Source organism: Nocardioides sp. (assembly GCF_004803405.1).
Lineage (GTDB): Bacteria > Actinomycetota > Actinomycetes > Propionibacteriales > Nocardioidaceae > Nocardioides > Nocardioides vastitatis.
Genome location: NZ_SSXI01000284.1, coordinates 19,130 through 44,370 on the forward strand (window position 1 = coordinate 19,130; position 25,241 = coordinate 44,370).

Below are 25,241 nucleotides of genomic sequence, written 5' to 3' on the forward strand. Positions count from 1 at the left end.
AGGTCCTTCGCATGACTGTTGTCGACGCCGACGTCGAGCTGGCCGGTTTCGATCCCACCGATCCGGACCTCCTGCGGGAGCGGATGCCGCACGAGGAGCTCCTCGCGCTGCGCAGGACCGCGCCGGTGACCTGGATCGAGCAGCCGGATCCGAGCGCGCGAGCGGGCTTCCTCGACACCGGCTTCTGGGCGCTGAGCAAGCACGCCGAGGTCGCTGCGGTCTCCAAGAACCAGGCGGACTTCTCGACCTACGAGAACGGCGTGATCATCCGCTTCGCGCCCGACATGACCCGTGAGGAGCTGGAGCAGACCCGGTTCCTGCTGATCAACCACGACTCGCCCGAGCACACCAAGCTGCGGCAGATCATCTCGCGGGCCTTCACGCCGCGCGGGGTGGCCTCGCTGCACGACGAGCTCAAGGCTCGTGCGGAGAGGATCGTGGACGACGCGCTCGCCAAGGAGAGCGGCGACTTCGTCACCGACATCGCCGCGGAGCTCCCGCTGCAGGCGATCGCCGACCTGCTCGGCGTGCCGCAGGAGGACCGGGGCAAGCTCTTCGACTGGTCCAACCAGATGCTGTCGTACGACGACCCCGAGCTCGGCGGCGACCAGATGACCGCCTTCATGGAGATCCTCGCGTACTCGATGGCGCTCGCCGACGAGCGTCGACGGAACCCGCAGGACGACATCATCACGAAGCTGGTGACGGCGGACGTCGACGGGAACGGTCTGACCGACGACGAGTTCGGGTTCTTCATGATCCTGCTCGCGGTCGCCGGCAACGAGACCACGCGCAACGCGATCACGCACGGGATGAAGGCGTTCATCGACAATCCGGACCAGTGGGAGCTCTTCAAGGCGGAGCGCCCCGACACCGCGGTCGACGAGATCATCCGCTGGGCCACCCCGGTGACCGTCTTCCAGCGCACCGCGATCAACGACGTCGAGGTCGGCGGCCAGCTGGTGAAGGCCGGCCAGCGGGTGGGCCTGCTCTACGCCAGCGCCAACTTCGACGAGGACGTGTTCGAGGACCCGTTCACCTTCGACATCATGCGCGAGGAGAACCCGCACCAGGCGTTCGGCGGGCACGGTGCGCACTACTGCATCGGTGCCAACCTCGCCCGGCTCGAGGTGAAGCTGATCTTCAACGCCCTCGCGGACCGGGACGCGAAGATCAGCCTCCTCGGCGAGCCGGTGAAGCTGCGCAGCGCGTGGATCAACGGCGTGAAGGAGATGCCGGTCTCCTACCGCTGAGGCATGGTCAACGCAATGGTCGCGATCCCTCGGATCGCGACCATTCGCGTTGGGGCTGCGGTAGGAGCGTCAGATGCGCTCGATCACCGTTCCGGTCGCCATCGCGCCGCCGGCGCACATCGAGATCAGGGCGGTGGTCTGGTCACGGCGCTCCAGCTCGTGGAGCGCGGTGGTGATCAGGCGCACGCCGGTCGCGCCGACGGGGTGGCCGAGCGCGATCGCGCCCCCGTTGACGTTGACCTTGTCCAGGTCGACCCGGTGCTGCCCGGCCCAGGACAGGACCACGGCCGCGAACGCCTCGTTGACCTCGAACAGGTCGAAGTCGCCGATGGTCATGCCCGTCCGGTCCAGGATCCGCTGGGTGGCGTCGATCGGCCCGTCGAGGTGGAAGTAGGGGTCGGAGCCCACGAGACAGTGCGACACGATCCGTGCCCGCGGCCTCAGGCCGAGTGCTCTGGCCCTGTCCTCGTCCATGATCAGTACGGCGGCGGCTCCGTCGGAGATCTGCGAGGACGTGCCTGCCGTGTGCACGCCCCCGTCGAGGACCGGCTTCAGGCCGGACAGGCCCTCGCGGGTCGTGTCTCGCAGGCCCTGGTCGGTGTCGACCAGGCGGGTCTCTCCGGTCGGCTTGCCCTGGTCGTCGAGCAGCGGTGCCTGGATGGGCGCGATCTCGCGCTTGAAGCGGCCCTCCTCGACCGCCACCTTGGCCCGCGCCTGCGAGAGGAGGCCGAGCTCCTCGAGGTCGGCGCGGGAGAGCCCTCGGTTCCTCGCGATCCGGTCGGCAGCCTCGAACTGGTTCGGCATGTCGATCGACCAGTCGTCGGGCCGCGGGTCACCCAGTCCCGGTGGCACGTTGCCGCCCAGCGGGACCCGGGACATCATCTCGACGCCGCAGGCGATCCCGACGTCGATGGTTCCCGCGGAGACCATGTCGTTGACCAGGTGCGCGGCCTGCTGGCCGGAGCCGCACTGTGCGTCGATCGCCGTGCCCGCGGTGGCCTGCGGCAGGCCTGCGTGGAGCCAGGCGCGGCGCACCATGTCGTTGGACTGCTCGCCGGCCTGCGTGACGCAGCCGCCGACCACCTGCTCGACGAGCGCTGGATCGACGCCCGCACGCCGCAGCACCTCGGCCTGGACGAAGCCGAGGGCCTGGGCCGGGTGCAGGCCCGCCAGCCAGCCCTTCCGCTTGCCGAGGGGAGTGCGGACGGCTTCCACGATGACTGGGGTTCCCATGGCCGCAATCTACCACCGAACTAGAACACGTTCCTGTTCTGGCCACGAAACCCTTTCGCCAGAGGGCGATGCTTTGTAGTGTGGCCAACTAGAACGTGTTGCAGTGCCGCCCACCGAAAGGTTCGATGCGTGACCGACCGCCTCATCCCGCAGGGCTGGGACCCGACGGACCCCGACATCAACGCGATTGCGCTGCCGCACGATGAGTTCCGTGCGCTCCGCGCGACCGAGCCGATCCACTGGGTCGAGCAGGTGCCGGAGGCGCGCGCCGGCTTCTTCGGCTCGGGCTACTGGGCGTGCACGCGGCACCAGGAGGTCCGCGACGTCTCGAAGGACAACGAGAACTGGTCGACGGCCGAGAACGGCGTGATCATCCGATTCGCGCCGGACATGACGCGCGACCAGGTCGAGGTCCAGCGCGCGATGCTGATCCACCACGACCCACCCGACCACACCAAGATGCGGGGCATCGTCTCCCGTGGTTTCACCCCGCGCGCGATCGCAGGACTCAAGGAGGACCTCCAGGAGCGCTCCCACCGGATCGTCGAGGAGGCGGTGGCCAAGGGCTCGGGCGACTTCGTCGAGGACCTGGCCGCGGAGCTTCCGCTCCAGGCGATCGCGGACTTCCTCGGCGTGCCCCAGGAGGACCGCAAGAAGCTCTTCGAATGGTCCAACCAGATGATGGCCTACGACGACCCGGACTTCGAGATCGACCCGGCGATCGCGTCCATGGAGATCCTCGCGTACTTCGACGCGCTGGCCAACGACCGGCGCGCGAACCCTCAGGACGACATCGTCACCAAGCTGATCCACGCCGGCGAGGACGACGCCCACGGAGCCCTCACCAACGATGAGTTCGGCTTCTTCGTGATCCTGCTGACCGTGGCCGGCAACGAGACGACCCGCAACGCGATCAGCCACGGGATGCACGCGTTCTTCCAGCACCCCGACCAGTGGGAGCTGTGGAAGGCGGAGCGGCCGGACACGATGATCGACGAGGTGATCCGTTGGGCGACCCCGATCACGGTCTTCCAGCGCACCGCCAGGCAGGACACCCAGCTCGCCGGCCAGCCGATCGCGAAGGGTGACCGGGTCGGTCTCTTCTACGCCTCGGCGAACTTCGACGAGGCGGTCTTCGAGGACCCGTTCAGGTTCGACGTCCTCCGCGACCCGAACCCGCACGTGGCCTTCGGCGGACACGGCGCCCACTACTGCATCGGCGCGAACCTCGCGCGGATGGAGATCAAGCTGATCTTCGACGCACTGGCCGACATCGCGCCGGACATCAGCCAAGCCGGCGAGCCGCGTCGACTGCGGTCGGGCTGGCTGAACGCCATCAAGGAGCTGCAGGTCAGCTACAAGTAGCCGGCCTGTCCCCGACAAGGAGACCGCGTTGACCGTCGCACTGCCCCCTGGCTTCGACTTCACCGACCCCGACGTCAACTGGTCGGCACTGCCGCACGAGCAGTTCCGTGCGCTCAGGCAGAGCGCGCCGGTGACCTGGATCGAGCAGCAGCCCGGCTCGTACGACGGCTTCGCACCGGAGTCGGGCAGCGGCTACTGGGCGCTCACCAAGCATGCCGAGGTCGCCGCCGTCTCCAAGAACAGCAAGGACTTCTCCTCGGCCGAGAACGGCGCCATCATCCGGTTCGCCGCGGGCATGACCCGTGACGATATCGAGCTCCAGCGGGTGATGATCCTCAACCAGGACCCGCCGGACCACACGGCGATGCGGCACATCGTCTCCCGCGGCTTCACGCCCCGGGCGATCCAGCAGCTCGAGGACATCATGCGCGAGCGCGCCGTACGCATCGTCAAGGAGGCCGTTGAGCGCGGCACCGGCAACTTCGTCGAGGAGGTGGCCGCCGAGCTGCCCCTGCAGGCGATCGCCGACCTGCTCGGCGTCCCGCAGGAGGACCGGAAGAAGCTGTTCCACTGGTCGAACTCGATGCTGGCGCACGAGGATCCCGACTACGCAGGCGTGGACGGCCAAGAGGCCGCCGCGGAGGTGCTGATGTACGCGATGGGCATGGCCGCCGACCGGCAGGCGAACCCGCGAGACGACATCATCACCAAGCTGATCAACGCCGACAAGGACGGCCGCGGCCTGACCGACGACGAGTTCGGCTACTTCGTGATCATGCTCGCCGTCGCCGGCAACGAGACGACGCGGAACGCGATCAGCCACGGCATGAACGCCCTCTTGGACAATCCCGAGCAGTGGCGGCTGTGGCTCGACGAGCGACCGGAGACCATGGTGGACGAGGTCGTGCGATGGGCGACCCCCGTGACGGTGTTCCAGCGGACGGCGCTGAACGACGTGGAGGTCGGGGGAGTGCCCGTGCGGCGGGGCCAGCGGGTCGGCATGTTCTACGCCTCCGCGAACTTCGACGAGGATGTGTTCGAGGACCCGTTCCGCCTCGACATCACCCGCGACCCCAACCCGCACGTCGCCTTCGGCGGGCATGGGGCGCACTACTGCCTCGGCGCCAACCTGGCGCGCCAGGAGATCTGGATGATCTTCAACGCGCTGGCCGACCACGCCCCCGGGATCACCAAGCTGGACCAGCCGAAGCGGCTGCGGCACGGGTGGATCAACGGGATCAAGGACCTCCAGGTCCGCTACGGGTGAGGCTTCGCCATTTCGGGCGGGGTGCTCTGTGCGGGCCTGCTCGCATATGAAAGGGTCCCGGCATGACCCCCCTCATTTCCCATCGTCGTCTGCGCCGTACGGCACGACACGCCGTCGCGACCGTCGCCGCCATCACCACGCTGATCCTCGCTCCAGGTGTCGCCCATGCCGACTCCTGGACGCACACCGACCCCGCCCGCGACGTGGTGGCCTTCGACGACGAGGGCGCCGAGACACCGGCGCCGGAGGTCGAGAGGGGCGATATCCGGCGGGTCCGGATCACCCACTCCAGCACCCGCGTGCGGATCCGGTACACGATGCGGGAGACGTTCGGCGCCAACCACGGTCTGGTGCACGCCATCCGCACGCCGCGGAACCAGTTCTGGCTGGTGCGCTTCCGGGCCGACGGTCTCCGCCACAACGGCCTGTTCCTCGATCAGGGGGAGAAGGAGATCCGCTGTCGGGGCATCGACTGGTCGATCGATCGGGCGCGGGCGACGGTGATCGTCTCGGTCCCGCGCTCCTGCCTCGGGCGCCCGCGCTGGGTGCGGGCGGGCGTCGGTGTCCAGTCCGTGGGGGCGGACGCCGCGCACGTCGATGACGGCCTTCGCGTCGGCACCGGGTCGGCGCTCCGCTTGTCCCCCCGCCTCTACCGCGCCTGACCGCCCGCCGGTGCGCGGCTGACCTCGCCGGTCGGCCGCGCATCGGCGCGAGCGCTCCCGCACGCGGGTCTAGCAGGCTGGTACTAGGATCGAGGCTGTGCCGGCGTGCGCCGAGCTGAGGCGTCCGAGGAGGCAGGGCGGAACAGTGGGTCAGATGGGGGAGCTGCTCAATCGGCTCACCGGTGCACTGTCGGTGCGGGACCGGGAAGAGCCGCTGAGCGGCCGCCTGTGCGACTCCTATCGCGAGCTCGCCGGCGCCGACGGTGCCGCGATCACCGTCCACTACGAGACGGCCAACCGGGTGACCCTGTGCACGACCAACCAGGTCGCCCACCGACTCGAGGACCTGCAGGACGTGCTCGGCGAGGGACCGGGCCACACCGCCTCGGCGTCGGGGCAGATCGAGAGCTGCGTCGTGCCGGCCCCGGCATCGCCGCGCTGGCCGATCTTCGTCGACGCGGCGCAGGACGTCGTCGACAGCGCGCAGATCCTCGCCGTCCCGATGCATCCCGACCGCCACGCCTTCGGGGTGATCACGCTCTACCAGAGCCCGAGAACCGACCATCCGCTCGCGTTGGAGCGCAAGGAGCTCCAGTTCCTCGCCAACGTCGTCGGTGCCGCGCTGATCACCGACACCGACGCCTCCGACGAGGTGACCTCCGGCCCCTGGGCCTCCCGCGCGCAGATCCATCAGGCGACCGGCATGGTGGTGGCCCAGCTGCACATCAGCCCCGAGGACGCGTTGGCCCTCCTCAGGGCCCACGCCTACGGACAGCAGACCACGCTCTCCAACGTCGCAACGGCGGTTGTCGGGCGCCGCATCAAGTTTCCGTCCACTGATTGGTGGTACAGCTCATGACGCGCACGCCCTCGCACGACAGCTTCGCCGGCTCCTCCGCCGCCCTCGTCCAGGACTACGACCTGACGGGAAGGCTCGTCCAGACCGTCTCCGAGGCTGCTGACCACCTCGGTGCGGCGGCAGCGGGCCTCCTGGTCACCAATCGCGCGGGAGAGCTCGAGCTGCTGTCGGCGACCTCCCACGTCGCCGCCGCGCTCGAGACCTACCAGGCCCTCAGCGGCGAGGGACCGTGCCAGGAATGCATGCGCCAGGAGGCATCGGTGAGCTTCGGTCTCGCGGAGGTGACGGAGCGCTGGCGGCCGCTCGCCGAGCTGATGGAGGCCGCGGGCTACACCGACATCATCGCCGCGCCGCTGCGCTGGCGGGGTACCACGCTCGGCGGGCTCAACCTGTTCTGGACCGGCCTGCCCGGCGAGGTGCGGGAGCTGGAGGTCGAGGCCCAGGTGTACGGCGACATCCTGACCCTGTTCATCATCAACTCAGACCCGGTCAGCCCCGGAGCGGCACGCGAGCGACTCGAGAACGCGCTGGCGGGCCGAGCCGTCATCGAGCAGGCGAAGGGCGTCCTCGCCGAGCAGCGGGCGCTGGACCTGGGTGATGCCTACCGGCAGCTGTTGGAGTTGGAGAAGGAGACCGGACAGCCTCTGACGGAGGTGGCGCGGTCGTTGATCCGCGCCGCCCAGGAACCGGGAAGCCGGAGTCGCAGTGTCAGCCGCTGAGAAGGAGCGACCGGGCAAGCCGACGGCGGGCCAGCCGCGGATCGGCCGGTTCTCCTACGACATCCCGCAGGGCGTCTGGGAGTGGGACGACGAGGTCTTCCGGATCTACGGCCTCGCCGTCGGATCCGTGCGGCCCACGACCGACTACATGCTGCAGTGCAAGCACCCCGAGGACCGCGATCGCGTGGCGGCCGCCTTCGCGCACGCGGCGGCCACGGGCGAGGCGCTGAGCGTCTCGTACCGCGTGCTGGCCGCCGACGGGGTCGAGCGCAAGGTCGTCGTGGTGTGCGAGGGAGGGGTCTGCGAGGACGGCCCGATCACGGCGGTCGACGGGTACTTCATCGACCTGACCGAGGACTTCCGGGAGGAGAGCGAGGAGCTCGTCCGTGAGGCGATCACAGCCTCCGCCGCGAACCGGGCGACCATCGAGCAGGCGAAGGGCAGCCTGATGCTCGCCTACGGGGTCGACGCGGACCAGGCGTTTGCCATGCTCAACTGGTGGTCGCGCAACAAGAACGTGAAGGTGCGTGACCTCGCGGAGCGCCTCGTCGAGGCCGCCCGCACGGGCGCGACGACCCACAGCGACCTTCGCACCACCGTCGACGCACTCCTCCACGACCTCGCCACCTCGCCCGAGCGCGTCGCATCGACGGAGTCGCTCGGGCCGACCGCGGGATGATGCTTCTCGCGTCCCCGAACCCGACCGGGAAGCGCGCGAGCTGACGTTCAGCGGGTCGCCGGTGGCATAGGGCAGGCTGCGGTCATGCACTTCGTCGGAGTCGATCTCGCCTGGGGCGACCGCAGACCCACGGGCGTCGCCGTCCTGGACCGCGACGGGCAGCTGCTCCATGTCTCGGCCGTGAACACCGACGAGGAGATCGTGGGCCTTCTGGCGCCGTACGTCGAGGCCGAGTGTCTGGTCGCGATCGACGCGCCGCTGATCGTCACCAACCCGACCGGCAACCGGCCGGCGGAGGGCCTGCTCAACCAGGACTTCGCCCGCTTCGACGCCGGCGCGCACCCCTCGAACACCGCCAAGGCGGAGTTGCGGGAGCAGCCACGTGGCGCGCGGATCGCGGCCCGCCTCGGGCTGGACATCAACCCGCGCTCAGGCCGTCCCCGTCGCGCGATCGAGGTGTACCCGCACCCCGCGATGGTCGCCCTGTTCCGCCTGGGGCGGATTCTGAAGTACAAGGACAAGCCCGGCCGCGACCTCGAGCAGCTCCGAGGCGAGCTGCTCAGGCTGCTCGGCCTGATCGAGGGCCTGGCCACCGCCGACCCACCCCTCCTCGTGCAGGGCGATCGGTCCGATCCGAACAGGTCGGCGTGGAGCGAGCTGAGGACCGCGGTGGAGAGCTCGCGACGCAAGAGCGAGCTTCGCGTCGTCGAGGACCAGGTCGATGCGGTGATGTGCGCCTACATCGCGCTGTTCGCGACCCGGAGGCCCGAGCAGGTCACGACGTACGGCGACCTCGAGACCGGCTACATCATCACCCCGACGCTGCCGGACGACCTGCTGCCGACGCCGCGTGGTCCACGGACCGCGCCGGTCGTCCGGGACCACGGCTCCACCGTCCGCGAGTACGCCGAGCAGCAGCCTGAGCTGCGCCTGGCCGCCGCCCAGTTCGTGCGCCTGGTGACCTCGATCCTGGACGATGCGGGCATCAACTACCTGAGCGTCACCGGGCGCGCGAAGTCCGTGGCGTCGTTCGCAGCGAAGGCGGCCCGTACCGTCGACGGCCGGCCGGTGTTCACCGACCCGCTCCGCGAGATCACCGACCAGATCGGGCTCCGGGTGATCACCTACGTGCACAGCGACGTGCAGGCGGTCGCCGACCTCCTGAGCGACCAGGTGGTCGTCCACGACGACCGCGACCTGGGCCGCGAGACGGCGAGCGAAGGACGATTCGGCTACGCCAGCCGTCACCTGCTCATCGGACTCGACCCTGCGCACGAGCGCGACCCAGCCGACGAGGTACTGCGCGGGCGGCAGGCGCAGGTGCAGATCCGTACCGTGCTGCAGCACGCCTGGGCCGAGTTCGAGCACGACATCCGCTACAAGGGATCCATCCCGGACGAGCACGTGCCCGAGTTCGACCGCCGGTTCACGCTCGCCGCCGGGCTGCTCGAGCTCGCGGATCGCGAGTTCTCCACCATCAGGGACCGGCTCCGGGAAGGGACCTCCGACCCCAGCCGCGAGGCCGGGGACGACGACCCGCGACTGAGCCCGCGCGAGCTGGCCGCCTTCCTCGCCGGGCAGTACGCCGACGCCGGCTGGTCACGGACCGAGCACTACGTGTGGATCTCTCGGCTGGTCCTGGAGCTGGGCATCTCCTCGCTGGCCGAGCTCGGCGCGACGCTCCGCTCCGTGGACGCGGCGACGCTCGCCGAACGGATGGACTACCGCTACCCGCCGGGTGCCGTGCGACGCCTCGACGATGCTCTGCTCTGGGCCTACGGCGACACGTACGTCGAGCTGCGTGCGAACGCGGACCGGGCGCCGGCGTTGCGTGCTCGGCTCGCGAAGATGCGTGGCACTGCCTGAGCCGGTCGGTGCTCCGCGGCGGTCCGGCGCGGCCGGGCTCAGAAGCGGTCAGTGCCGCGCAGCCTCCGTGGCCGGCCGTCCGGATCGTAGAGCGCGCGGTACGCGACCCCGGCCCAGCGCCGGGTTCGCGCCGACTGGGCCGGGGGCACGTGCTGACGGATGCGGCTTCCCGGTGCGCCTGCCCGCGTGGCCCACAGCCGCTGGGGGTCGTCCAGGTCGAGCAGCCGCGGGTCGTCCGGCGACAGGCCGAGGTGCTCGGCCCACAGGGTGGTCCGGGTGCTGCGGGGGAGCACCCCGTCGGGATCGACGACCGCGCACGTGAGCTCGGAGTCATGGGTCCACGAGCGCAGGTTCAGGTTGTCCGAGCCGATGGTCATCCACTGGTCATCGACGACGCACACCTTGGCGTGCACGTAGATCGGTGTCCCGGCGGCGTTCTCGAGGTCGTACATCGCGAACCGGTCACCGCCCGCCTCCCGAAGCCGCTCCCACGCCAGCCGCTGGCCGTAGACCATCGGGGGCCCGCTGACGCGGTTGTCCTCCTCCGGGTAGCGCGGGACGACCGCGATCACCCGCAGCTCGGGTTCGCGTCGCAGTGCGTCCGCCAGTGCCGTGGCCACGACGTCGGACCAGAAGTACTGGTCCTCGACGTAGACCAGCCGCCGCGCCCGCTCGAACGCCCGCGAGTAGGCCCTCGCGATGGTGCGCTCCCCGTCGGGCGCGAAGGGGTACGGCGGCCGTTTGGCCGGGTAGGTACGCAGGATCTGCACCGCGTGCGGGCCCGCGGCCGGAGGCGGGTCCCAGCGCTCGGGCAGCTCCTCGGGGTGACGTGGCATCCGCGCCAGCCGGTGGAGGACCGCCCGGTACGGATTGCGGTGATCGAGCGGTGTCGGGTCGTCCCAGCGCTCGGCGAACGTGTCGAGCACGTGGGCCACCGCAGGCCCGCGGATCTCCGCCATGGCGTCGTGCCACGGCGGGGTCGGCCCGTACCGCTTGTCCAGTGGCGGCGCCTGCAGGTCCCCGAGGTGGGTGGAGTCGTCCCGCCGACCGTGGCAGAGGTCGATGCCCCCGACGAAGGCGACGTCTTCGTGGGGCATCCCCTTGCGTCGTACGACCAGGAGCTTCTGATGGTGTGAGCCACCGCGGCGGATCCGCTCGTCGAGGAGCGCTTGCCCGCCGGTGGTGTTGATGACAGCCCCGAGGTGGTCGTTCTCCTCCGCGTTGAGGGTGCCGGGGTGCGATCGCCACAACAGGGCGCGCACCTCGACGCCGCGTCCCCCTGCCGACGAGAGGAGTTCGCCGACGGTCGGACCGGCCGGCGTCATCCGTTCGTCGGAGTCCCCGCGCCAGTCGGTCAGGAAGATCCGGTCGCCGGTGCGGGTCGCACCGATCACCTCGAGCAGCCGGGCGAAGTAGTCGGCTCCGTGCACGCGCGGCGTCACCAGGTTCCCCGAGGTCCACGGGCGCTCCGCGGTGGGTAGGAACCAGTCGCTCACCGGCTCAGGCTGTCACCAGTGGGCGGGATCGTCCACGGTTCCTACCAGGTACGCGCCCACAGGCAGTACTCGGAGCGCCGAAGGCGCTCGATGGACTCGGCAGAGAGCGGTTCGGACGCGTCGGTGACGACATAGCCGAGGCCGTCCCTGGTCGAGAGGTGCTGGTCGATGACGTTGTCGCCCGCCGCGGCGAACGTCGCGTTGAGCTCGGCCAGCACGCCGGCGACGTTGTGATGGAGGAGTCCCAGTCTGCGTCCAGGGACGAGCGCGGGCGGGAGGACCGGTGGCAGGTTGACCGACAATGCGGTACTGCCCTCCAGCGCGAAACGGACGAGCTTCTCGGCCACGAACCAGCCGATCTCCTGCTGCGCCTCCTGCGTGGAGCCACCGATGTGGGGGGTCAGGATGACGTTGTCGAGGCCGCGCAGCACGGAGTCGAACGGGTCGCCCTGGGCCTTGGGCTCGGCCGGGAAGACGTCCACGGCTGCTCCGGCGATGTGTCCCGACAGGACGTGGTCGCGCAGGGAGTCGTAGTCCACGACCATGCCTCGTGACGCGTTGATGAAGAGTGCGCGGGGCTTCATGGCGGCGAACTCGGATGCGCCGAAGAACCCTGCATTGCCGGATCGTCCGTCGACGTGAAGGCTGACGACGTCGGCGACTTCGAGGAGCTCCGCCAGCGAGCCGGTCCGGCGAGCGTTGCCGTGGGCCGGCCGGTCGGCCTTGTCGTAGAAGACGACGCGCATCCCGAGCGCTTCGGCGACGGTCGAGAGCTGGGTGCCGATGTTGCCGTAGCCCACGATCCCCAGGGTCCGGCCCCGCACCTCGTGGCTGCCCCGGGCCGACTTGTCCCACACGCCGTCGTGCATGCGCTGGGTCTTCTCGGGAAGTCGCCGCGCGAGCGCGATGATCTCGCCGATCACGAGCTCCACCACGCTTCTGGTGTTGGAGTAGGGGGCGTTGAACACACCGATGCCCCGCTCGGTGGACGCGGCCAGGTCGACCTGGTTGGTGCCGATGCAGAAGCAGCCGATGGCCACGAGCTGTGGCGCTTCGTCCAGGACCCGTCTCGTCACGGTGGTGTTGGACCGGATGCCCAGGAGCCTGATGTCGGTGAGCGAGGCGATCAGCTCGTCCTCGGACATCGAGCCAGGACGGATGTCCACGTGGTAGCCGCGACCTTCCAGGACCTCGACCGCGGCCGGATGGATGTTCTCGAGGAGGAGCGCCTTCACGACGTCCACCGTACGGTGACGGCGATCCGGTCTCGGAGGCGACCATCCGTTCGGCCGAGCTCGGATCAGGGCGAGCTCGGTCGAACCAGGTGGTCAGATGGTCCTCAGGCCATCTCGGGGACGTGCAGGTGTGCGTAGGCGAGGTCGAACTCGACCACGTCCAGGATCTCGCCGTTGGCGTCGCTCGCGGCGCGGCTGCGCATCTCGGCAGCCGCCGGGCGGCTCGCCTCCATCGCCTCGCGGGACTCCCAGACCGTGGTGGCGCAGGCCAGGCCGGTGGACCGGTTGGCCAACAGGCTGGTGCCGCAGAACCCAGCCGTCTGGTCGAGCTGGGGAAGGATGCCCACCCGGAACGTCTCGGTCAGGGCGTCGAGGTCTCCCTGTAGCCAGCTGACTCGGCAGCACTCGCCGTGCTGGGTGCGGTGCATGGCGACGATCTCCCACTCGTCGACCTGCATGGTGGCGCCGAGGATGTCCCGCCCGCGATCGCGCATCGGGCGGAGCCGGTCCTCGCTGGCGTGCATGGTCTCCTCGCTCTCCCAGGAGGTTGTGGCGATGCAGCGCCCTGTGTCGCGGTCGATCAGAAGCGAGAGGCCGCGACAGCCCTCGATCTGTTCGAGCATGGGCGCGACCTCGTCCTTGACGAACTTGATGCCCGCGTCGATGTTCTCGGGCCTCCCGTGGAACGTGGTGGAACGTGCGTACACGGCCCACTCCTCTCTGCGACAGGGCGGTGCCCGGTCGGTACCGCCGGTAGCTTCCTGCTTACTCCGGTTAACTCGAAGGCGCCATACCCACGGAAGGGCAACTGCAGCGGTGTGACGAGGCGCTCGGAGGGACTCGGCTGCGTGAGGGAGTTCCTCCGGGCGCCTCGTAGGACTCAGGTCTAGCGAAGATCGGCGTGGCCGACAACGATGCTTGCGTACGACAACCTCTTGCCTGCGGCCGACCTACGCTGGGGGCATGTACACCATCCATCTCACAGACGCTGAGCTGGAGATCGCCCGCCACGGGATGACGGCCTATCTCCGTAGCTTCGGACACGATGAGGCCGACACCGCCGTCCTCATCAGGGCAGTTCTCGCCCGCCTGTCTGCCGCGCAGCCGGAGCCCGATCCGTCGCCCGCGATCGGCTGACGACGCTCGGGGAGCAGTCGCCGGCGTCGTACCTGAACGGCCACGAGGCGCGGATCAGGCTGACAGACTGTCCCCCTGGATCGCGCCGACAGGGGGAGGGCGCTCGTGTCGGTGGTCGTCGAGGTGCTTCTCGTCAGCGGCGTGGCCCTGGACCTGGTCGGTGCCGGCGTCCTCGCGCATGCCCACAACGCGGAGTCGATCGTCGAGCTGCGCGAGGAGATCGGCGAGGAGGGTGCGGCGCTGGGGGAGCCCGACGCGCTCTCCACACATGCCCAGCTGCTCGCTGAGAAGCGGGTCGGCTTCCTACTCCTGACCCTCGGGTTGGTGCTCTACCTGAGTGGTGTCGTCCCGAAGAGCTCGGAGGACCCAGCGTTGATGGGTGCGGTCGCGGCGGGAGCGGTGATCGCCGGCGTGGTCGCCAGCGTGGCCTTCACCCGCGTGGTCGGCCGTCGGGTCCGCGAGCGGACGCGTCGGGGGGAGCAGCAGCGGGACGGCGACGACCTTCCCGAGCAGTAGACGCCGCCGCCCGCATCACGTCTCGTCGGGAGCCGTTCGCCCTCCAGGGTCGATTCAAGCCCCGTGGGCCGCTGCGCTGAGCAGCGAGACCTCGCAGACGGACGCTCGCATGGGTGAGCTGCCGCTGATCGGATCGCTCGGCGTCTGGCGCAGCACCAGGTTGAGGTTCGCACTGTCCGGCCCGTACGGCGGGTAGCCGGGCAGTCCCAGCTCGTCGCAGGCCTCCCACCAGCCGTGCTGGCCGAAGACGACCTGCGGGTCGAGGCTGGCGCTGAGCTTCGCGCGGGCCCGGACGCTCCCGTGCGGGGTATCGATGGAGACCCAGTCCCCGGCGGCGATGCCGCGGTCGGCGGCGGTGCTGGGGTGCATCTCGACCTGGGGGTCGGGGGCGCTCTTGCGGAGGGCGGCGACCTGGCGGTGTTGGGTCTCGCAGAAGAACAGCGACTTCGCGCAGCTGAGTACGAGCGGGTACCTGACGGCGAGGTCGGGCCGGGACCGGGGACTGGTGAGTGGCTCCTCGAAGGTCGGCAGCGGTGGATAGCCGTGGGCGGCCAGCGTGGTCGAGTAGAGCTCCACCTTCCGCGAGGGCGTGGCGAACCCGGTCTCGGCGTACTTGCGGTAGCGGGTGGTCAGCGGCACTCGGACCCCCTCGGGATGAGCACGCAGGTCCTCCAGGGTGATCCCGCTCGGCGCCAGCTGGTGGCGGAAGGCGGCCTCGATGTCGCCGTCCCAGAAGTGCGCCCCGAGGCCGAGTCGCGTCGCGAGGTCGAAGACGATCTGCAGGTCCGAGCGGGCCTCGCCACGCGGCGGGACCAACGGTTGTCGCAGCTGGACGAGCGACTGTGCCTCCTGGCTGTACTCGAAGCCGATCTTGAGGGCCTCGGACTCGAAGGGCGTGGCGACGGGCAGCACGATGTCGGCGAGCTCGGCCGAGGGGGTCATGAACAGGTCGGCCTGGACGAAGAAGTCCAGACCGCGCAGCGCCTCGCGACCGCGAGCGGTGTCGGCGTGGGCCATCACCATGTTGCCCCCGAAACTCACCAGCGCCTTGATCCGCCCGTCGAGGGCTGCGGTGTAGAAGTCCTCACCGGTGACGAACTCGAACCGGGCCGGTCCGAGCGGCCGATGGTCGACCCCGACCGCGGGCGGGCGCGTGTCGGACAGGAACTCCATGCCGTCGACCGGGTTCGACGGCACTGCTTCGAACAGCACGTTCCCACCGGGGACGTCCAGGCTGCCGGTCAGGGCGTAGAGGACGTCGATGGCGCGGACGGCCTGCGTCGTACCGCTGTGCTGCTCCAGCCCGCTCCAGGTGTAGAACGCGACCGGCCGGGCCTCCCAGAGCGTCCGTGCGGTGTCGACGATCGTGGTCGCGGGCACCCCGGTGATCCTCTCGGCCACGTCAGGCGGGAACTGCGCGCAGTGCGCCGCGAGGAGGTTCCAGACGCTCTCGCCGTCGACCTCGTCGGTCGCATTGGTCCAGTCGCGGACGAAGTCGGCGTCGTACCAGCCGTTCTCGATCATCACGTGCGCCAGGGACAGGGCGAGCGCGGCGTCGGTGCCGGGCCTCACCCGCAACCAGTGATGCGCCCTGGCGGCGAGTCCTGCCTTGCGTGGGTCGACCACGACCAGCTTCGCGCCGCGCGCCACTGCAGCGACGGTGCTGGTCGCGTGCGCGAGCCGGGCCACCGACGGGTTGTACCCCCAGAACAGGATGCACCCCGCGTTGTCGAGGTCGGGTAGGTACACGCCGGGCACCGAGGCGCCGTACGTGTAGAGGGGGGCCAGGTACCGGCCCCACCCGCACAGCTCCATGTAGTTGCAGTAGTTCGGGCTGCCGAACGCACGGATGAGCCGCTGGATCCAGTCGACGGCGTCGCTGATCGCCGAGGTCGAGGGCGAGCTCGAGCTGAACCCGACCGACTGGGGCCCGTCGACCGATGCTGCCGTTCTGAGTCGCTCGGCGACGGTGTCCAGTGCCTCGTCCCAGGTGACCCGTTCCCACCCGGGGTCAGCGGCATCCTTGGGCGTCGTTCGTCTGAGCGGGTGCAGGAGCCGCTTCGGGTGGTAGACGATCTCCGGCGCCGCCTTGCCCTTCAAGCAGAGGGCCTTGCCGGTCGGGTGGGACGGGTCCGGAAGCAGCGCCAGGAAGGTTCCGTCGTGCACCTCGGCGCGCGCTCCGCAGCGCGAGACGCACAGCGGACAATAGGTCGGAACCGGGTCACCACCCACCACCTGATTCTCACCCTCGACCTGGGCCCAGGCAACGGCTTCGGCTACCCATCTCCGGTGCCGCGCGGACATGTCCGGGTCTTGCTCTACTGCTTGCGTGCCGCGACCAGCGTGGCCCGGATCGGGACCTGCACCCGGCCGGACTCGTCGGCGTACTGGCCGAGGAGCTTCTCGGTGTCGGCGACGATCAGCGCATGCGTCTCGGGCGTGATCCGATCGGCCAGGGGGGTGGCCTGGATCTCGGTGTCGGCGACTGCGCCCGCGGTCGGGAAGACCGCGACGCCGAGGCTCGAACGCGACTCCACCAGCGAGAGTCCGGCAGCCGAGGTGAGCCGGAGCAGGTCGTCCAGGTCGCCGTGGGACCAGTACGTGCCGAGCAGCGCTCGGGCCTCGGGGCCGGTGTGTCGGGCGATCAGATCGACGAACGGACCATAGGCGGGCTGCTCGGCGAGGGAGGCGTAGGTCTGCAGCCCGACCAGCCCACCGGGGGCGACCACGCGCGCCATCTCGGCCACGGCCCGGCCCGGGTCAGCGAAGAAGAAGAGGCCGGACTGGCAGAGCGCGACGTCGAATTCGGCGTCCGCGAACGGGAGGTCCTCGGCGTCGCCCTGCGCCCACTCGAGGTCGGGCCTGGCGTCGCGTGCGACCTCGAGCATCGCCGGGTTGAGGTCGGCCCCCACGACGCGGCCGGCTGACCCGACGACGGCGCGGGCCGCCTTGGCCACCACCCCGGTGCCGCAGGCCACGTCGAGCACGGACTGGCCGGGGCGCACCCGAGCGCAGTCCACCAACTGCGGCGCCCACTGCGCGAACAGGGCCGGTACGAACTGGTCGTCGTAGGTCTGCGCCTGCTCGCGGGTGATCTGGAAGGTCTCGGTCATCGTCTGCCTCCTGGATTGGGGAACCTCTCCAGGGTCGACCGGGCGCGCGATCGGGACATCGGTCACCTGACCTATCCACCGACGCGATTCCGTGGCGATCATGGACGGATGGCGACGATCGACCACCTCGCGTCGGGGCGGGCTGCCGCCGAGGTCGGCCACTGGGACGAGGCCCGAGCGGCCTTCGCGGCGTCGGCTGCCGTGGACGAGTCCGCCGATGCGCTCGACGGCCTCGGCCGGGCGTGCTGGTGGCTGGGCGACGTCCGCTCGGCGATCCGCCATCGGGGACGGGCGTTCACGCTGCTGCGCCAGGCCGGACGGGACGACGAGGCAGCGATGGTCGCCCTCGACCTCTGCGTCTGGCACCTGACGAACCTCGAGAACGACGCGGCGGCCCGGGGATGGTTCGCTCGCGCCGCCCGGGCAGCCGAGCACACCACGACCCCGGATGTCCGGGGCTGGCTGGTGCTGATCGGGGCGTACCTGTCGACCGACCTCCGGGAGCAGCGCCAGCGGCTCGAGGAGGCGCGCCGGCTGGCGCTCGAAGCGTCCGATGACGGGCTCTACGCGATGGCGCTGGCTGACCTGGGGCTGCTGCTGGTGGCCGCCGGGGAGGTGGTGGACGGCATGGCGCTCCTGGACGAGGCGATGGCGACCACGCTCGGGGGCTACGACGGTCGGCTGGAGGTGGTGGTCTGGTCGAGCTGCACCATGCTCGCCGCGTGCAGCCTGGTCGACGACCTGCGACGGGCGACGCAGTGGTGCCGGGCGGCGGAGGAGTTCACGCAGACCTACGGCTGCCCGTTCCTCCAGGCGCGGTGCCGAGCCCACTACGGCTCGGTCCTGGTCGCCGCGGGGCGGTGGGGACTCGCGGAGCCCGAGCTTCGGCGGGCACTGTCGATGTCGGAGGACGTTGGGCATCAGCCCCTGGTCGAGGCGAGAACCGCGCTGGCTGCCCTTCGGCTCCGGCAGGGCCGGATGACCGAGGCCGCCGAGCTGGTCGAGGGGCTCGACACGAGCGTCCCGGATGCCGCCCTCGTCGCCGCGGAGGTGCGTCTGGCCGAGAACCGTCCGGACGAGGCCGGGGCGCTGCTGCGCGCGGCACTGGCCCTGCTCGACGCGAACGACCCGAGAGGCGACCTGCTCGTCGCCATCCTCAGCGAGGCGTGTCTGGCCGCCGGCGACGTGACCGGCGCCAAGGCAGTCCTCATCGGCCGTCGAGGTGACCTGCCGCGGACGGCGTTGCCCCGCGGTAGCGCCCATCTGGCACGCGCCACTGGGCTGGTCGCGGCGTCCGCGGGTGACGTGACGAGCGCGGTGCGAGAGCTTGCCGATGCCCTCGCCGCATTCGAGCGACACGACCTGCCGTTCGAGGCCGCACGGACCCGACTGGACCTGGCCAGGACGATCGCAGCCCTGGATCCTGAGGCTGCTGCCGGCCACGCCGCGGGAGCGCTGGACGAGTTGAGGCGCCTGGGGGCGGCGGACCAGGCGGCCGCGGCGGCAGCGCTGCTCCGCGCGCTCGGGGTGACTCCCAGGCCCGCGCCCCGCGATCCCGGCGTGCTCACCCGGCGCGAGCAGGACGTCCTTGCCCTGGTCGCCGACGGGCTGACCAACCCGGAGATCGCGGAGCGGCTGTTCCTCAGTCGCAGGACCGTGGCTCATCATGTGAGCAGCATTCTCACCAAGCTCGCGCTGCGTTCCCGCGCCGAGGCCGCTGCGTACGCAGCACGGACCCAGCGCGAGCGATGAGACCGCCAGCCAGCGGGAGTCGACCCTGGTGTGATCCCAGACGGGACCACACAAGGGAGGAGGAGGACGCCGGTGGGTGAGCTACATGTCAACATGCACGTCACGCTCGACGGCGTGATCCAGGCCAACGGTGGCCCGACCGAGCCGGACGCGGGCTTCGAGTACGCCGGCTGGGAGACCCCGTTCGGGGACGCCGAGTCCGGCGCCCGGATCGTCGCGGACGTGCAGGCCTCGGACGCGCTGCTCCTGGGCCGCACGACGTACGACATCTTCCGGAGCTACTGGCCGGGCAGGTCCGACGAGATCGGGCAGGCTTTCGACAGGGTCCCCAAGTACGTCGCGTCTCGCGGCACGCCGACACTGTCGTGGGACACGAGCATCCAGATCACCGACGTCGGAACCGAGGTTCGTGGCCTTCGTGAGCGACACGAGCAGATCCATACATGGGGCAGCGCCGATCTATTGCAGACCCTGCTCCGCGAGTCCCTCGTCGACCAGCTGAACCTGTGGGTGTATCCGATCGTGATCGGTCAGGGCAAGAAGCTCTTTCCCGACGGCACAGTCGCCAGCCGGTTCCAGCAGGTCGAACCACCCAGGTCATATCCCGGAGGGGCGATGCTGCTGCGCTACCGGCTCCTGGCGGGCCCGCCGGAGACGAGGGGAGTGGCATAGGCCGAACGCTCCGGCCAGTCGGTCGGCGCCGATCCGGTCGGAGACTCGTGCGCAGCTGCGAAGGATGCCCCTCCGTTGCCAACGTATACGGCACTGGGGGTCTTGCGGCAAGACCCCTGTCCTCCCGCACAATCGGCGCCCGAGGTCGGACCGGATCGAGCGCTACGGGGGACAGCAGTTGACGGACGTGGACGTGGTCGTGGTGGGCGCCGGGCCGACCGGGCTCATGCTGGCCGGTGAGCTCGGCCAGTCGGGAGTGCGAACGATGGTGCTGGAACGGCGGCCGGAGCCGTCCGGGACGGCGAAGGCGGGCGGGCTGGCGGGGCAGATCCTGCAGCTGTTGCACTATCGCGGGGAGTTGGCGGGTTTCCGCGAGGCGAGCACTGGTCCCGCGCCGCCGGCGCGGTTCCCGTTCGGAGGCCTGCACCTTGACTTCACCCGGCTCGAGGATCCTCCGATGGGCGCGATGCTGCTCCCGCAGCCGCAGCTCGAAGGCCTCCTCGCCGAACGTGCGATCGAGCGTGGTGTCGAGGTACGCCGTGGACACGAGGCAGTCGGCCTGCGTCAGGACGAGGACGCGGTGACGGTGGAGCTTCGCGGTCCGGACGGACCGGATGCGGTGTCTGCGAGGTTCCTGGTCGGCTGCGACGGCGGCCGCAGTCGGATCCGGGAGCTCGCCGGTATCCCCTTCCCAGGTACGTCCTTTCCTGAGGTCGAACGGCTGGCCTCGCTCACCGTGCCTGACGCGGTGACGGTGCTCGACGACGGAGGCCTCGAGATCGCCGGAACCGGCAGGATCCCGTTCGGCTACACCGCGACCGAACGCGGCGTGTTCGCCTGCTCGGGCATGGGCGACACGATGGGCGTCTACACCGCCGAGGTGGAGGAGACGGAGTACGGCGACGACGTGCCCATGACCGTCGCGGAGCTGAGCGCGAGCGTGACCCGGGTGCTGGGCATCGACCTGCCCTTGGGCGCGCCGCTCCGGATGACGCGGTTCGGGTACTCGGCGAAGCAGGCGGACACGTACCGCGTCGGACGCGTCTTCCTGGCGGGCGATGCAGCCCACCTGTTCCCCGCGGGCGGGGTCGCGATCAACGCGGGCATGCTCGATGCCGCCAACCTGGCATGGAAGGTCGCCGGAAGCGTCCAGGGCTGGGCGCCGCCCGGTCTGCTCGATACGTACTCCGACGAGCGCCGGGCCGCCGCCGAGCGCACTCTGCTCCACACGCGTGCTCAGGTGGCTCTGCGCCGCGGGCACGGTCCGGGCGGCGACGCCCTCCGGGCGCTCTTCCTCGAGCTGACCGCCGACGAGCAGCCGCTCCGGCGCCTCGGGGCGCTGATGGCCGGCACCGACGTGGGGTCCTCGACGTCCGACGCGCATCCCCTCGTCGGTTCGTTCGCGACCGACCGAGCCCTGCGCGTCGATCATGAGGATCCTCGGTTCGCGGGGCTGCTGCGTGGCGGCCACCCGGTGCTCCTCGACCTCGCTGACAGGGGGCACCTGCGCGAGCTTGCGGATGCCTGGGCTGGCCGCGTCGCCGTCCTCGGCGCGGCGATCGACGAGCGACCGGCCGATGCGCTCCTGATCCGGCCGGATGCCTGCATCGCGTGGGCGGCCACGGTCGACGAACCCGACGAGGCCGCCTCGTCCGGACTGCGGGAGGCGCTGACGACGTGGTTCGGCGCTCCAACGACCTAGGCGCAGATCCGTCTCGGGGGCCCTCAGGTCACGTCGCGGGTTCGGGTGCTCGCCGGGGAGTTCCGGGTGACGCAGAACAGTAGTCCGGCCGGGTCGCGCAGGACGTGCCAGCCACGGCCCCGCGCGATGTCATCGGCGCCGAGCGCCAGGAGCCGGCGGACCTCCGCGGCACGGTCGTCGGCGGCGTGGTCGAGGTGGGCCCGGACCGAGCCGTACCGCTCGTCGAGCCGCTGGAACAGCAGTTGGAGCGGGGATCCGTCCGTGTGCCACCTGCCGGCGAACTCGGGGGCCTCCGAGCTCGCCCATCCGCCGGGAAGCAACGCCCGCCAGAACGCCACCTCGTCGTCGTGGACGGCGGTGGGCGAGTCGATGCAGACCTGGACCATCCGGCTCCGGTGTCCGTCGGGCCACGTCACGGGCTCGGGCAGCTCGCGCTCCGCAGCCGCGACCACGCAGAAGGGGAGCCCACCCGGCGAGCGCAACGTCACCCAGCGGTCCTGCTCGCCCACGTGCAGCGCGCCCAGCTCGACAGCGCGGCCGGCGGTCGTACGAACGTCCTCGGCCTCGACGTCCAGGTGCACTCGGGGCGGGCCGTCGATCTCCTGGAGATGGACGTACGCCGTGCCGGCCGGCGGCTCGAAACTCCTCAGCTCGGGATGGCCGGACCACGAGGTACCGACCTGCCACCCGAGCGTCCTCTCCCAGAATCCGGCGGTGACGGTGTGCTGGTGACTCGGGACGTCAATCACGGCGTGCAGCCATGCCATGGCTCCACGCTAGAAGGTCGGCGGATCGCGCGCATCTCCCTCGCCAGCGGCGCTGGCGGCGGTCAGCGGGCCGCTGGACCCAGCTGGCCGCCGTAGGAGGCGACCAGAGCGTCTGCCACTGCTGCGGCGTCCTCGCGGGCGGGAGCGGTGGGGTACTGGGGCAGGAGGTCGTCCCAGACCACCAGCCACGACCCGAAGAGCTGGGACTGTCCCTCGGGTCGAGCGAAGAACCAGACGTGGAGGTAGGCCCCGCCGTCGCCGATCCGGTACAGGTGGCACCGGCTGATGTGCGGGAGGGCCTCGACATGCCGCACGAGATGGGTGCTCAGTACGCCCAGCTCCGCCGCGAGCTCATCGGTGAGGTCGTGGAGGTCGTGGTGGTCACGGGGATGCAGCATGAGGGCAAGCGGCACCCCCACGCCGGTGACCTTGGTCAGGCGCCAGCGGTCGTCCAGCCACAGACCCTCGTCGCGGCGATCGCACGACTCGCAGTCCGCGGGATCCTCGCCGTGGCGCGGCGGCTCTGGGATCACCGGCGGTCGAAGTCGCGAGACCCGGAGGCCATCGGGTTCGAACGGGGTGATGTCCCAGCCGGTCATGCGCGCCAGCGGCAGTCGCTGCTGGTCGTCGGCAGCGGCAAGGGCGTGGGCATAGAAGTCCTCGGGCGAGAGCGGCATGCCCGCACGCTATCGAGGCCGCAGCCCGCCCTCAGGGTGAACGGGCCGACCGCGGAGAGGTGAACTCCTCGTCTCACAGCGATCGAGCTGAGCGAGGTCGAGATGGTCGACAGCGCGCAGCTCGTAGCCGGAGTGGAAGAGGCGCTGCGCTTCCGCCGAGACGCAGGGAACGGTCACCCCGCCCAGGACTCCCGTCGTGAAGAAGGACCTGTCGAAGGTGTGCCAGCCTCCGCCGAGGGCGGCTTGCCTAGCGTCGCCGGTGTGGTCGATGACCAGCGGATGCAGGTCGACCCATCGGGCCCCCGGCGCCGACAGCTCCACCCGGTTCGGCCGCCAGTCGGTCTCGATGGTGTAGCCCGCGTCGGCGAGGACATCGAGTACGTCGGTCTCGTAGTCCGCGTCGAAGTCGATATCGACGTCCCGGTGCGGCCGGGTCTGCCGGCCGACCAACGCGTCGACGCCCCATCCTCCCTCCAGCCAGAACCGACATCCGGTCGAGTGCACGGCGTCGAGAACGTGCAGCACGTCCACGAGATCCATGCCTCTGATCTACCAGGAAGTCGCGATGCCCGCCTCCCGGTTCTCCATCGCGGCGATGCCGCGTCTGTGCAGCATCCACCCGCCCAGGATCAGCAGTGCGCCGAACATCAGGAAGCCGATGTCCCACGCCAACGGCGATCCCACGTCGTCGCGGACGTGGTGGAGGCCCAGGATGTGATGGTCGACGACACCTTCGACCACGTTGAAGATGCCCCACCCGGCGAGGACCAGACCGACGTGGAACGTCCAGCTCGGAGCCAGGCGGTCATCGCGCCACGACTTGATGGCGGCGACGGAGGCGGCCACGACGAACAGCCACGAGGCCAGGTGGAAGAAGCCGTCGGCCAGGGTGTTCACCTCGAGTCCTGCCACGGTGTTCGTCGGGTAGTCCTCGACATGGCTCACCATGTGGTGCCACTGGAGGATCTGGTGGAGCACGATGCCGTCGAGGAACCCGCCGAGACCGAGCCCGTACAGCAGGCCGGACGCCCTCGAGGGCATCAATGGGGGGCGCGACGCCTCGGGATGCACGGACATGGGCTCTCGGTACCCATTGACCGTCAACGGCAGCCGCGCGACCTGGTCAGCTGGACGACGCGACGCATCCCCGCGGACGAGGTGCGGCTGGTCAGCCGCCTGCGAGCTGCCCGCGCACCGCACCGGCGGGATACGCAGGGTTGTGCACGTTGACGTAGTAGCCGGCCGGGTCCTCGGCGAGGGCGGCAGCAACGACTGAATTCGTGACGCAGCCGGAGGAGGTCCCGTCGGTGGGCGGCGCCAGACCCTGCACGACTGGGCCGGCCACATCGCGGGAGCCCCTGTGGATGTGGGCCGCCGTGGCCGGGTCGATGTTCCGGACGGTCAGCTCGTAGCAGATGAGTCCGGTCGCCGGGTCGACGGTGATATGCGCGATGCCGCTGCCGTTCGGATCGCCCGCGTTCGGGCGCTCTCGCTGTCCGTTGAGACCGGCAGCCAGGTTCACATCGGCATCATCGGCGAAGGCCGGTGCCGAACCACCCACGACGGCCAGCACTGCCAGTCCGGCCAACAATCCTCGAATGGCGCCCATGCAGGTCACGGTACTGGTTGACGCGATCCACAGGAAGGGCTGATCGGCGCCGTCGTCAGCTGCGTGCGTCCGGTTGGCGGCGGAAGGACGCGCCAGTTCAGGGGCACGCGGTGAGGCCCGGGCGTTCGAACTGCTCGACGAGCATGGGCCTTCGAGGCTCGGGCGGCGGCTCTCCTTGGCAGAACAGGTCCGTGGGAGGCGCAGCGGGCCTACATTGTTTGACGCCGGAGGTTGCGCTCGGGGGCCGCCCTACACAACTGGAGGAATCATGCCGTCGCTGGACTCACAGAACATCGACACACCCCACGAGACAAGGCCTTTCCGTGACCACGGGCATATGGATGTCGTCACCCTGGGCGACTTCACGCTCGGCAGGGGAACATTCGAGCCGGGCTGGCGCTGGTCGGAGGACGTCAAGCCGATCGCCGGGACAGATTCATGCCAGACCCGGCACACCGGAATCTGTGTCTCGGGCCGCATGACCGTTCGTATGGACGACGGCGCCGAGGGGACGGTCGGCCCGGGCGATGTCGTTCTCATCGAGCCCGGACACGACGCCTGGGTCGTCGGCGACGAACCCTGCGTGCTCTATGACACCGGCGTTGCGGCCTACGCCAAGCCGCAGTAGGACGCGGCGTGGCCCGCCGGGCTGACCGGCGAGC

The 25,241-nt window shown here is 70.2% G+C and carries 25 protein-coding genes; 14 read left to right on the top strand and 11 right to left on the bottom strand.

The window, feature by feature from the left end:
- The first annotated feature begins 11 nt into the window (after nucleotides 1-11).
- Nucleotides 12-1,253, top strand: a complete 1,242-nt coding sequence (locus E7Z54_RS19995) for a cytochrome P450 (RefSeq protein WP_136436477.1) — start codon at nucleotides 12-14, stop codon at nucleotides 1,251-1,253.
- A 69-nt stretch (nucleotides 1,254-1,322) separates the two neighbouring features.
- Here E7Z54_RS19995 and E7Z54_RS20000 read toward each other — a convergent pair whose 3' ends face one another.
- A complete protein-coding gene (locus E7Z54_RS20000) occupies nucleotides 1,323-2,486 on the bottom strand; it encodes a steroid 3-ketoacyl-CoA thiolase (protein WP_136436478.1) in 1,164 nt (387 codons plus the stop codon).
- Nucleotides 2,487-2,615: 129 nt separating this feature from the next.
- Between E7Z54_RS20000 and E7Z54_RS20005 the strand changes: the two genes are divergently transcribed.
- The 7 genes from E7Z54_RS20005 (at nucleotide 2,616) to E7Z54_RS20035 (ending at nucleotide 9,903) form a co-directional block, all read left to right on the top strand.
- Nucleotides 2,616-3,851, top strand: a complete 1,236-nt coding sequence (locus E7Z54_RS20005; RefSeq protein WP_136436479.1) for a cytochrome P450 — start codon at nucleotides 2,616-2,618, stop codon at nucleotides 3,849-3,851.
- 28 nt (nucleotides 3,852-3,879) lie between these two features.
- Nucleotides 3,880-5,118 carry a cytochrome P450 gene (locus E7Z54_RS20010; protein ID WP_136436480.1) on the top strand — a complete coding sequence of 413 codons (1,239 nt, stop codon included), beginning with the start codon at nucleotides 3,880-3,882 and terminating at the stop codon, nucleotides 5,116-5,118.
- A 62-nt stretch (nucleotides 5,119-5,180) separates the two neighbouring features.
- Complete coding sequence (locus tag E7Z54_RS20015; RefSeq protein WP_136436481.1) at nucleotides 5,181-5,780, top strand: hypothetical protein; 600 nt, start codon at nucleotides 5,181-5,183, stop codon at nucleotides 5,778-5,780.
- A gap of 154 nt (nucleotides 5,781-5,934) precedes the next feature.
- Nucleotides 5,935-6,639 (top strand): GAF and ANTAR domain-containing protein, encoded by a 705-nt coding sequence (locus E7Z54_RS20020; RefSeq protein ID WP_136436482.1) that lies wholly within the window; start codon nucleotides 5,935-5,937, stop codon nucleotides 6,637-6,639.
- A complete protein-coding gene (locus tag E7Z54_RS20025; RefSeq protein ID WP_136436483.1) occupies nucleotides 6,636-7,358 on the top strand; it encodes an ANTAR domain-containing protein in 723 nt (240 codons plus the stop codon). The genes E7Z54_RS20020 and E7Z54_RS20025 overlap by 4 nt, the downstream gene beginning before the upstream one ends.
- A complete protein-coding gene (locus E7Z54_RS20030; RefSeq protein ID WP_136436484.1) occupies nucleotides 7,345-8,037 on the top strand; it encodes a PAS and ANTAR domain-containing protein in 693 nt (230 codons plus the stop codon). The genes E7Z54_RS20025 and E7Z54_RS20030 overlap by 14 nt, the downstream gene beginning before the upstream one ends.
- Nucleotides 8,038-8,121: 84 nt before the next feature.
- The gene (locus tag E7Z54_RS20035; protein WP_136436485.1) at nucleotides 8,122-9,903 is read left to right on the top strand and encodes a DUF429 domain-containing protein; all 1,782 of its coding nucleotides are present in this window, start codon (nucleotides 8,122-8,124) and stop codon (nucleotides 9,901-9,903) included.
- A gap of 38 nt (nucleotides 9,904-9,941) precedes the next feature.
- Here the strand turns inward: E7Z54_RS20035 and E7Z54_RS20040 are convergent, their stop codons facing one another.
- The 3 genes from E7Z54_RS20040 to E7Z54_RS20050 form a co-directional block, all read right to left on the bottom strand.
- The gene (locus E7Z54_RS20040; RefSeq protein ID WP_168798431.1) at nucleotides 9,942-11,399 is read right to left on the bottom strand and encodes a phospholipase D family protein; all 1,458 of its coding nucleotides are present in this window, start codon (nucleotides 11,397-11,399) and stop codon (nucleotides 9,942-9,944) included.
- 41 nt (nucleotides 11,400-11,440) lie between these two features.
- A complete protein-coding gene (gene serA, locus E7Z54_RS20045; protein ID WP_136436486.1) occupies nucleotides 11,441-12,634 on the bottom strand; it encodes a phosphoglycerate dehydrogenase in 1,194 nt (397 codons plus the stop codon).
- A gap of 104 nt (nucleotides 12,635-12,738) precedes the next feature.
- Entirely contained in the window at nucleotides 12,739-13,341 is a 603-nt protein-coding gene (locus tag E7Z54_RS20050) for an antibiotic biosynthesis monooxygenase family protein (RefSeq protein WP_136436487.1), read from the bottom strand.
- Between the two features lie 256 nt (nucleotides 13,342-13,597).
- Between E7Z54_RS20050 and E7Z54_RS23530 the strand changes: the two genes are divergently transcribed.
- Nucleotides 13,598-13,771, top strand: coding sequence for a hypothetical protein (locus tag E7Z54_RS23530; protein WP_168798432.1), 174 nt, complete (start codon nucleotides 13,598-13,600; stop codon nucleotides 13,769-13,771).
- Nucleotides 13,772-13,876: 105 nt separating this feature from the next.
- Nucleotides 13,877-14,287, top strand: coding sequence for a hypothetical protein (locus tag E7Z54_RS20055; protein ID WP_136436488.1), 411 nt, complete (start codon nucleotides 13,877-13,879; stop codon nucleotides 14,285-14,287).
- Nucleotides 14,288-14,341: 54 nt separating this feature from the next.
- Here the strand turns inward: E7Z54_RS20055 and E7Z54_RS20060 are convergent, their stop codons facing one another.
- Together E7Z54_RS20060 and E7Z54_RS20065 are read right to left on the bottom strand one after the other, a co-directional pair.
- Nucleotides 14,342-16,519 carry a molybdopterin-containing oxidoreductase family protein gene (locus tag E7Z54_RS20060; RefSeq protein WP_206056423.1) on the bottom strand — a complete coding sequence of 726 codons (2,178 nt, stop codon included), beginning with the start codon at nucleotides 16,517-16,519 and terminating at the stop codon, nucleotides 14,342-14,344.
- Between the two features lie 86 nt (nucleotides 16,520-16,605).
- Entirely contained in the window at nucleotides 16,606-17,400 is a 795-nt protein-coding gene (locus tag E7Z54_RS20065; protein WP_136436490.1) for a class I SAM-dependent methyltransferase, read from the bottom strand.
- A gap of 108 nt (nucleotides 17,401-17,508) precedes the next feature.
- On the opposite strand from E7Z54_RS20065, the gene E7Z54_RS20070 reads away from it, so the two are divergent.
- The 3 genes from E7Z54_RS20070 to E7Z54_RS20080 all read left to right on the top strand — a co-directional run bounded on the left by E7Z54_RS20070 (nucleotide 17,509) and on the right by E7Z54_RS20080 (nucleotide 21,526).
- A complete protein-coding gene (locus E7Z54_RS20070; RefSeq protein ID WP_136436491.1) occupies nucleotides 17,509-19,152 on the top strand; it encodes a LuxR C-terminal-related transcriptional regulator in 1,644 nt (547 codons plus the stop codon).
- 72 nt (nucleotides 19,153-19,224) lie between these two features.
- A complete protein-coding gene (locus tag E7Z54_RS20075; RefSeq protein ID WP_136436492.1) occupies nucleotides 19,225-19,824 on the top strand; it encodes a dihydrofolate reductase family protein in 600 nt (199 codons plus the stop codon).
- A 187-nt stretch (nucleotides 19,825-20,011) separates the two neighbouring features.
- Nucleotides 20,012-21,526, top strand: coding sequence for an FAD-dependent monooxygenase (locus tag E7Z54_RS20080; RefSeq protein WP_240769807.1), 1,515 nt, complete (start codon nucleotides 20,012-20,014; stop codon nucleotides 21,524-21,526).
- A gap of 23 nt (nucleotides 21,527-21,549) precedes the next feature.
- Here E7Z54_RS20080 and E7Z54_RS20085 read toward each other — a convergent pair whose 3' ends face one another.
- The 5 genes from E7Z54_RS20085 to E7Z54_RS20105 all read right to left on the bottom strand — a co-directional run bounded on the left by E7Z54_RS20085 (nucleotide 21,550) and on the right by E7Z54_RS20105 (nucleotide 24,579).
- A complete protein-coding gene (locus E7Z54_RS20085) occupies nucleotides 21,550-22,293 on the bottom strand; it encodes a VOC family protein (protein WP_136436494.1) in 744 nt (247 codons plus the stop codon).
- Nucleotides 22,294-22,355: 62 nt separating this feature from the next.
- The gene (locus E7Z54_RS20090) at nucleotides 22,356-22,970 is read right to left on the bottom strand and encodes a hypothetical protein (RefSeq protein ID WP_136436495.1); all 615 of its coding nucleotides are present in this window, start codon (nucleotides 22,968-22,970) and stop codon (nucleotides 22,356-22,358) included.
- A gap of 9 nt (nucleotides 22,971-22,979) precedes the next feature.
- Nucleotides 22,980-23,510 (bottom strand): nucleotidyltransferase domain-containing protein, encoded by a 531-nt coding sequence (locus tag E7Z54_RS20095; protein ID WP_136436496.1) that lies wholly within the window; start codon nucleotides 23,508-23,510, stop codon nucleotides 22,980-22,982.
- A gap of 9 nt (nucleotides 23,511-23,519) precedes the next feature.
- Nucleotides 23,520-24,047, bottom strand: coding sequence for a DUF2243 domain-containing protein (locus E7Z54_RS20100; RefSeq protein WP_136436497.1), 528 nt, complete (start codon nucleotides 24,045-24,047; stop codon nucleotides 23,520-23,522).
- Nucleotides 24,048-24,138: 91 nt separating this feature from the next.
- Nucleotides 24,139-24,579 (bottom strand): CHRD domain-containing protein, encoded by a 441-nt coding sequence (locus E7Z54_RS20105; protein WP_136436498.1) that lies wholly within the window; start codon nucleotides 24,577-24,579, stop codon nucleotides 24,139-24,141.
- Between the two features lie 268 nt (nucleotides 24,580-24,847).
- Between E7Z54_RS20105 and E7Z54_RS20110 the strand changes: the two genes are divergently transcribed.
- A complete protein-coding gene (locus E7Z54_RS20110; RefSeq protein ID WP_136436499.1) occupies nucleotides 24,848-25,207 on the top strand; it encodes a cupin domain-containing protein in 360 nt (119 codons plus the stop codon).
- The last annotated feature ends 34 nt before the right edge of the window (nucleotides 25,208-25,241 follow it).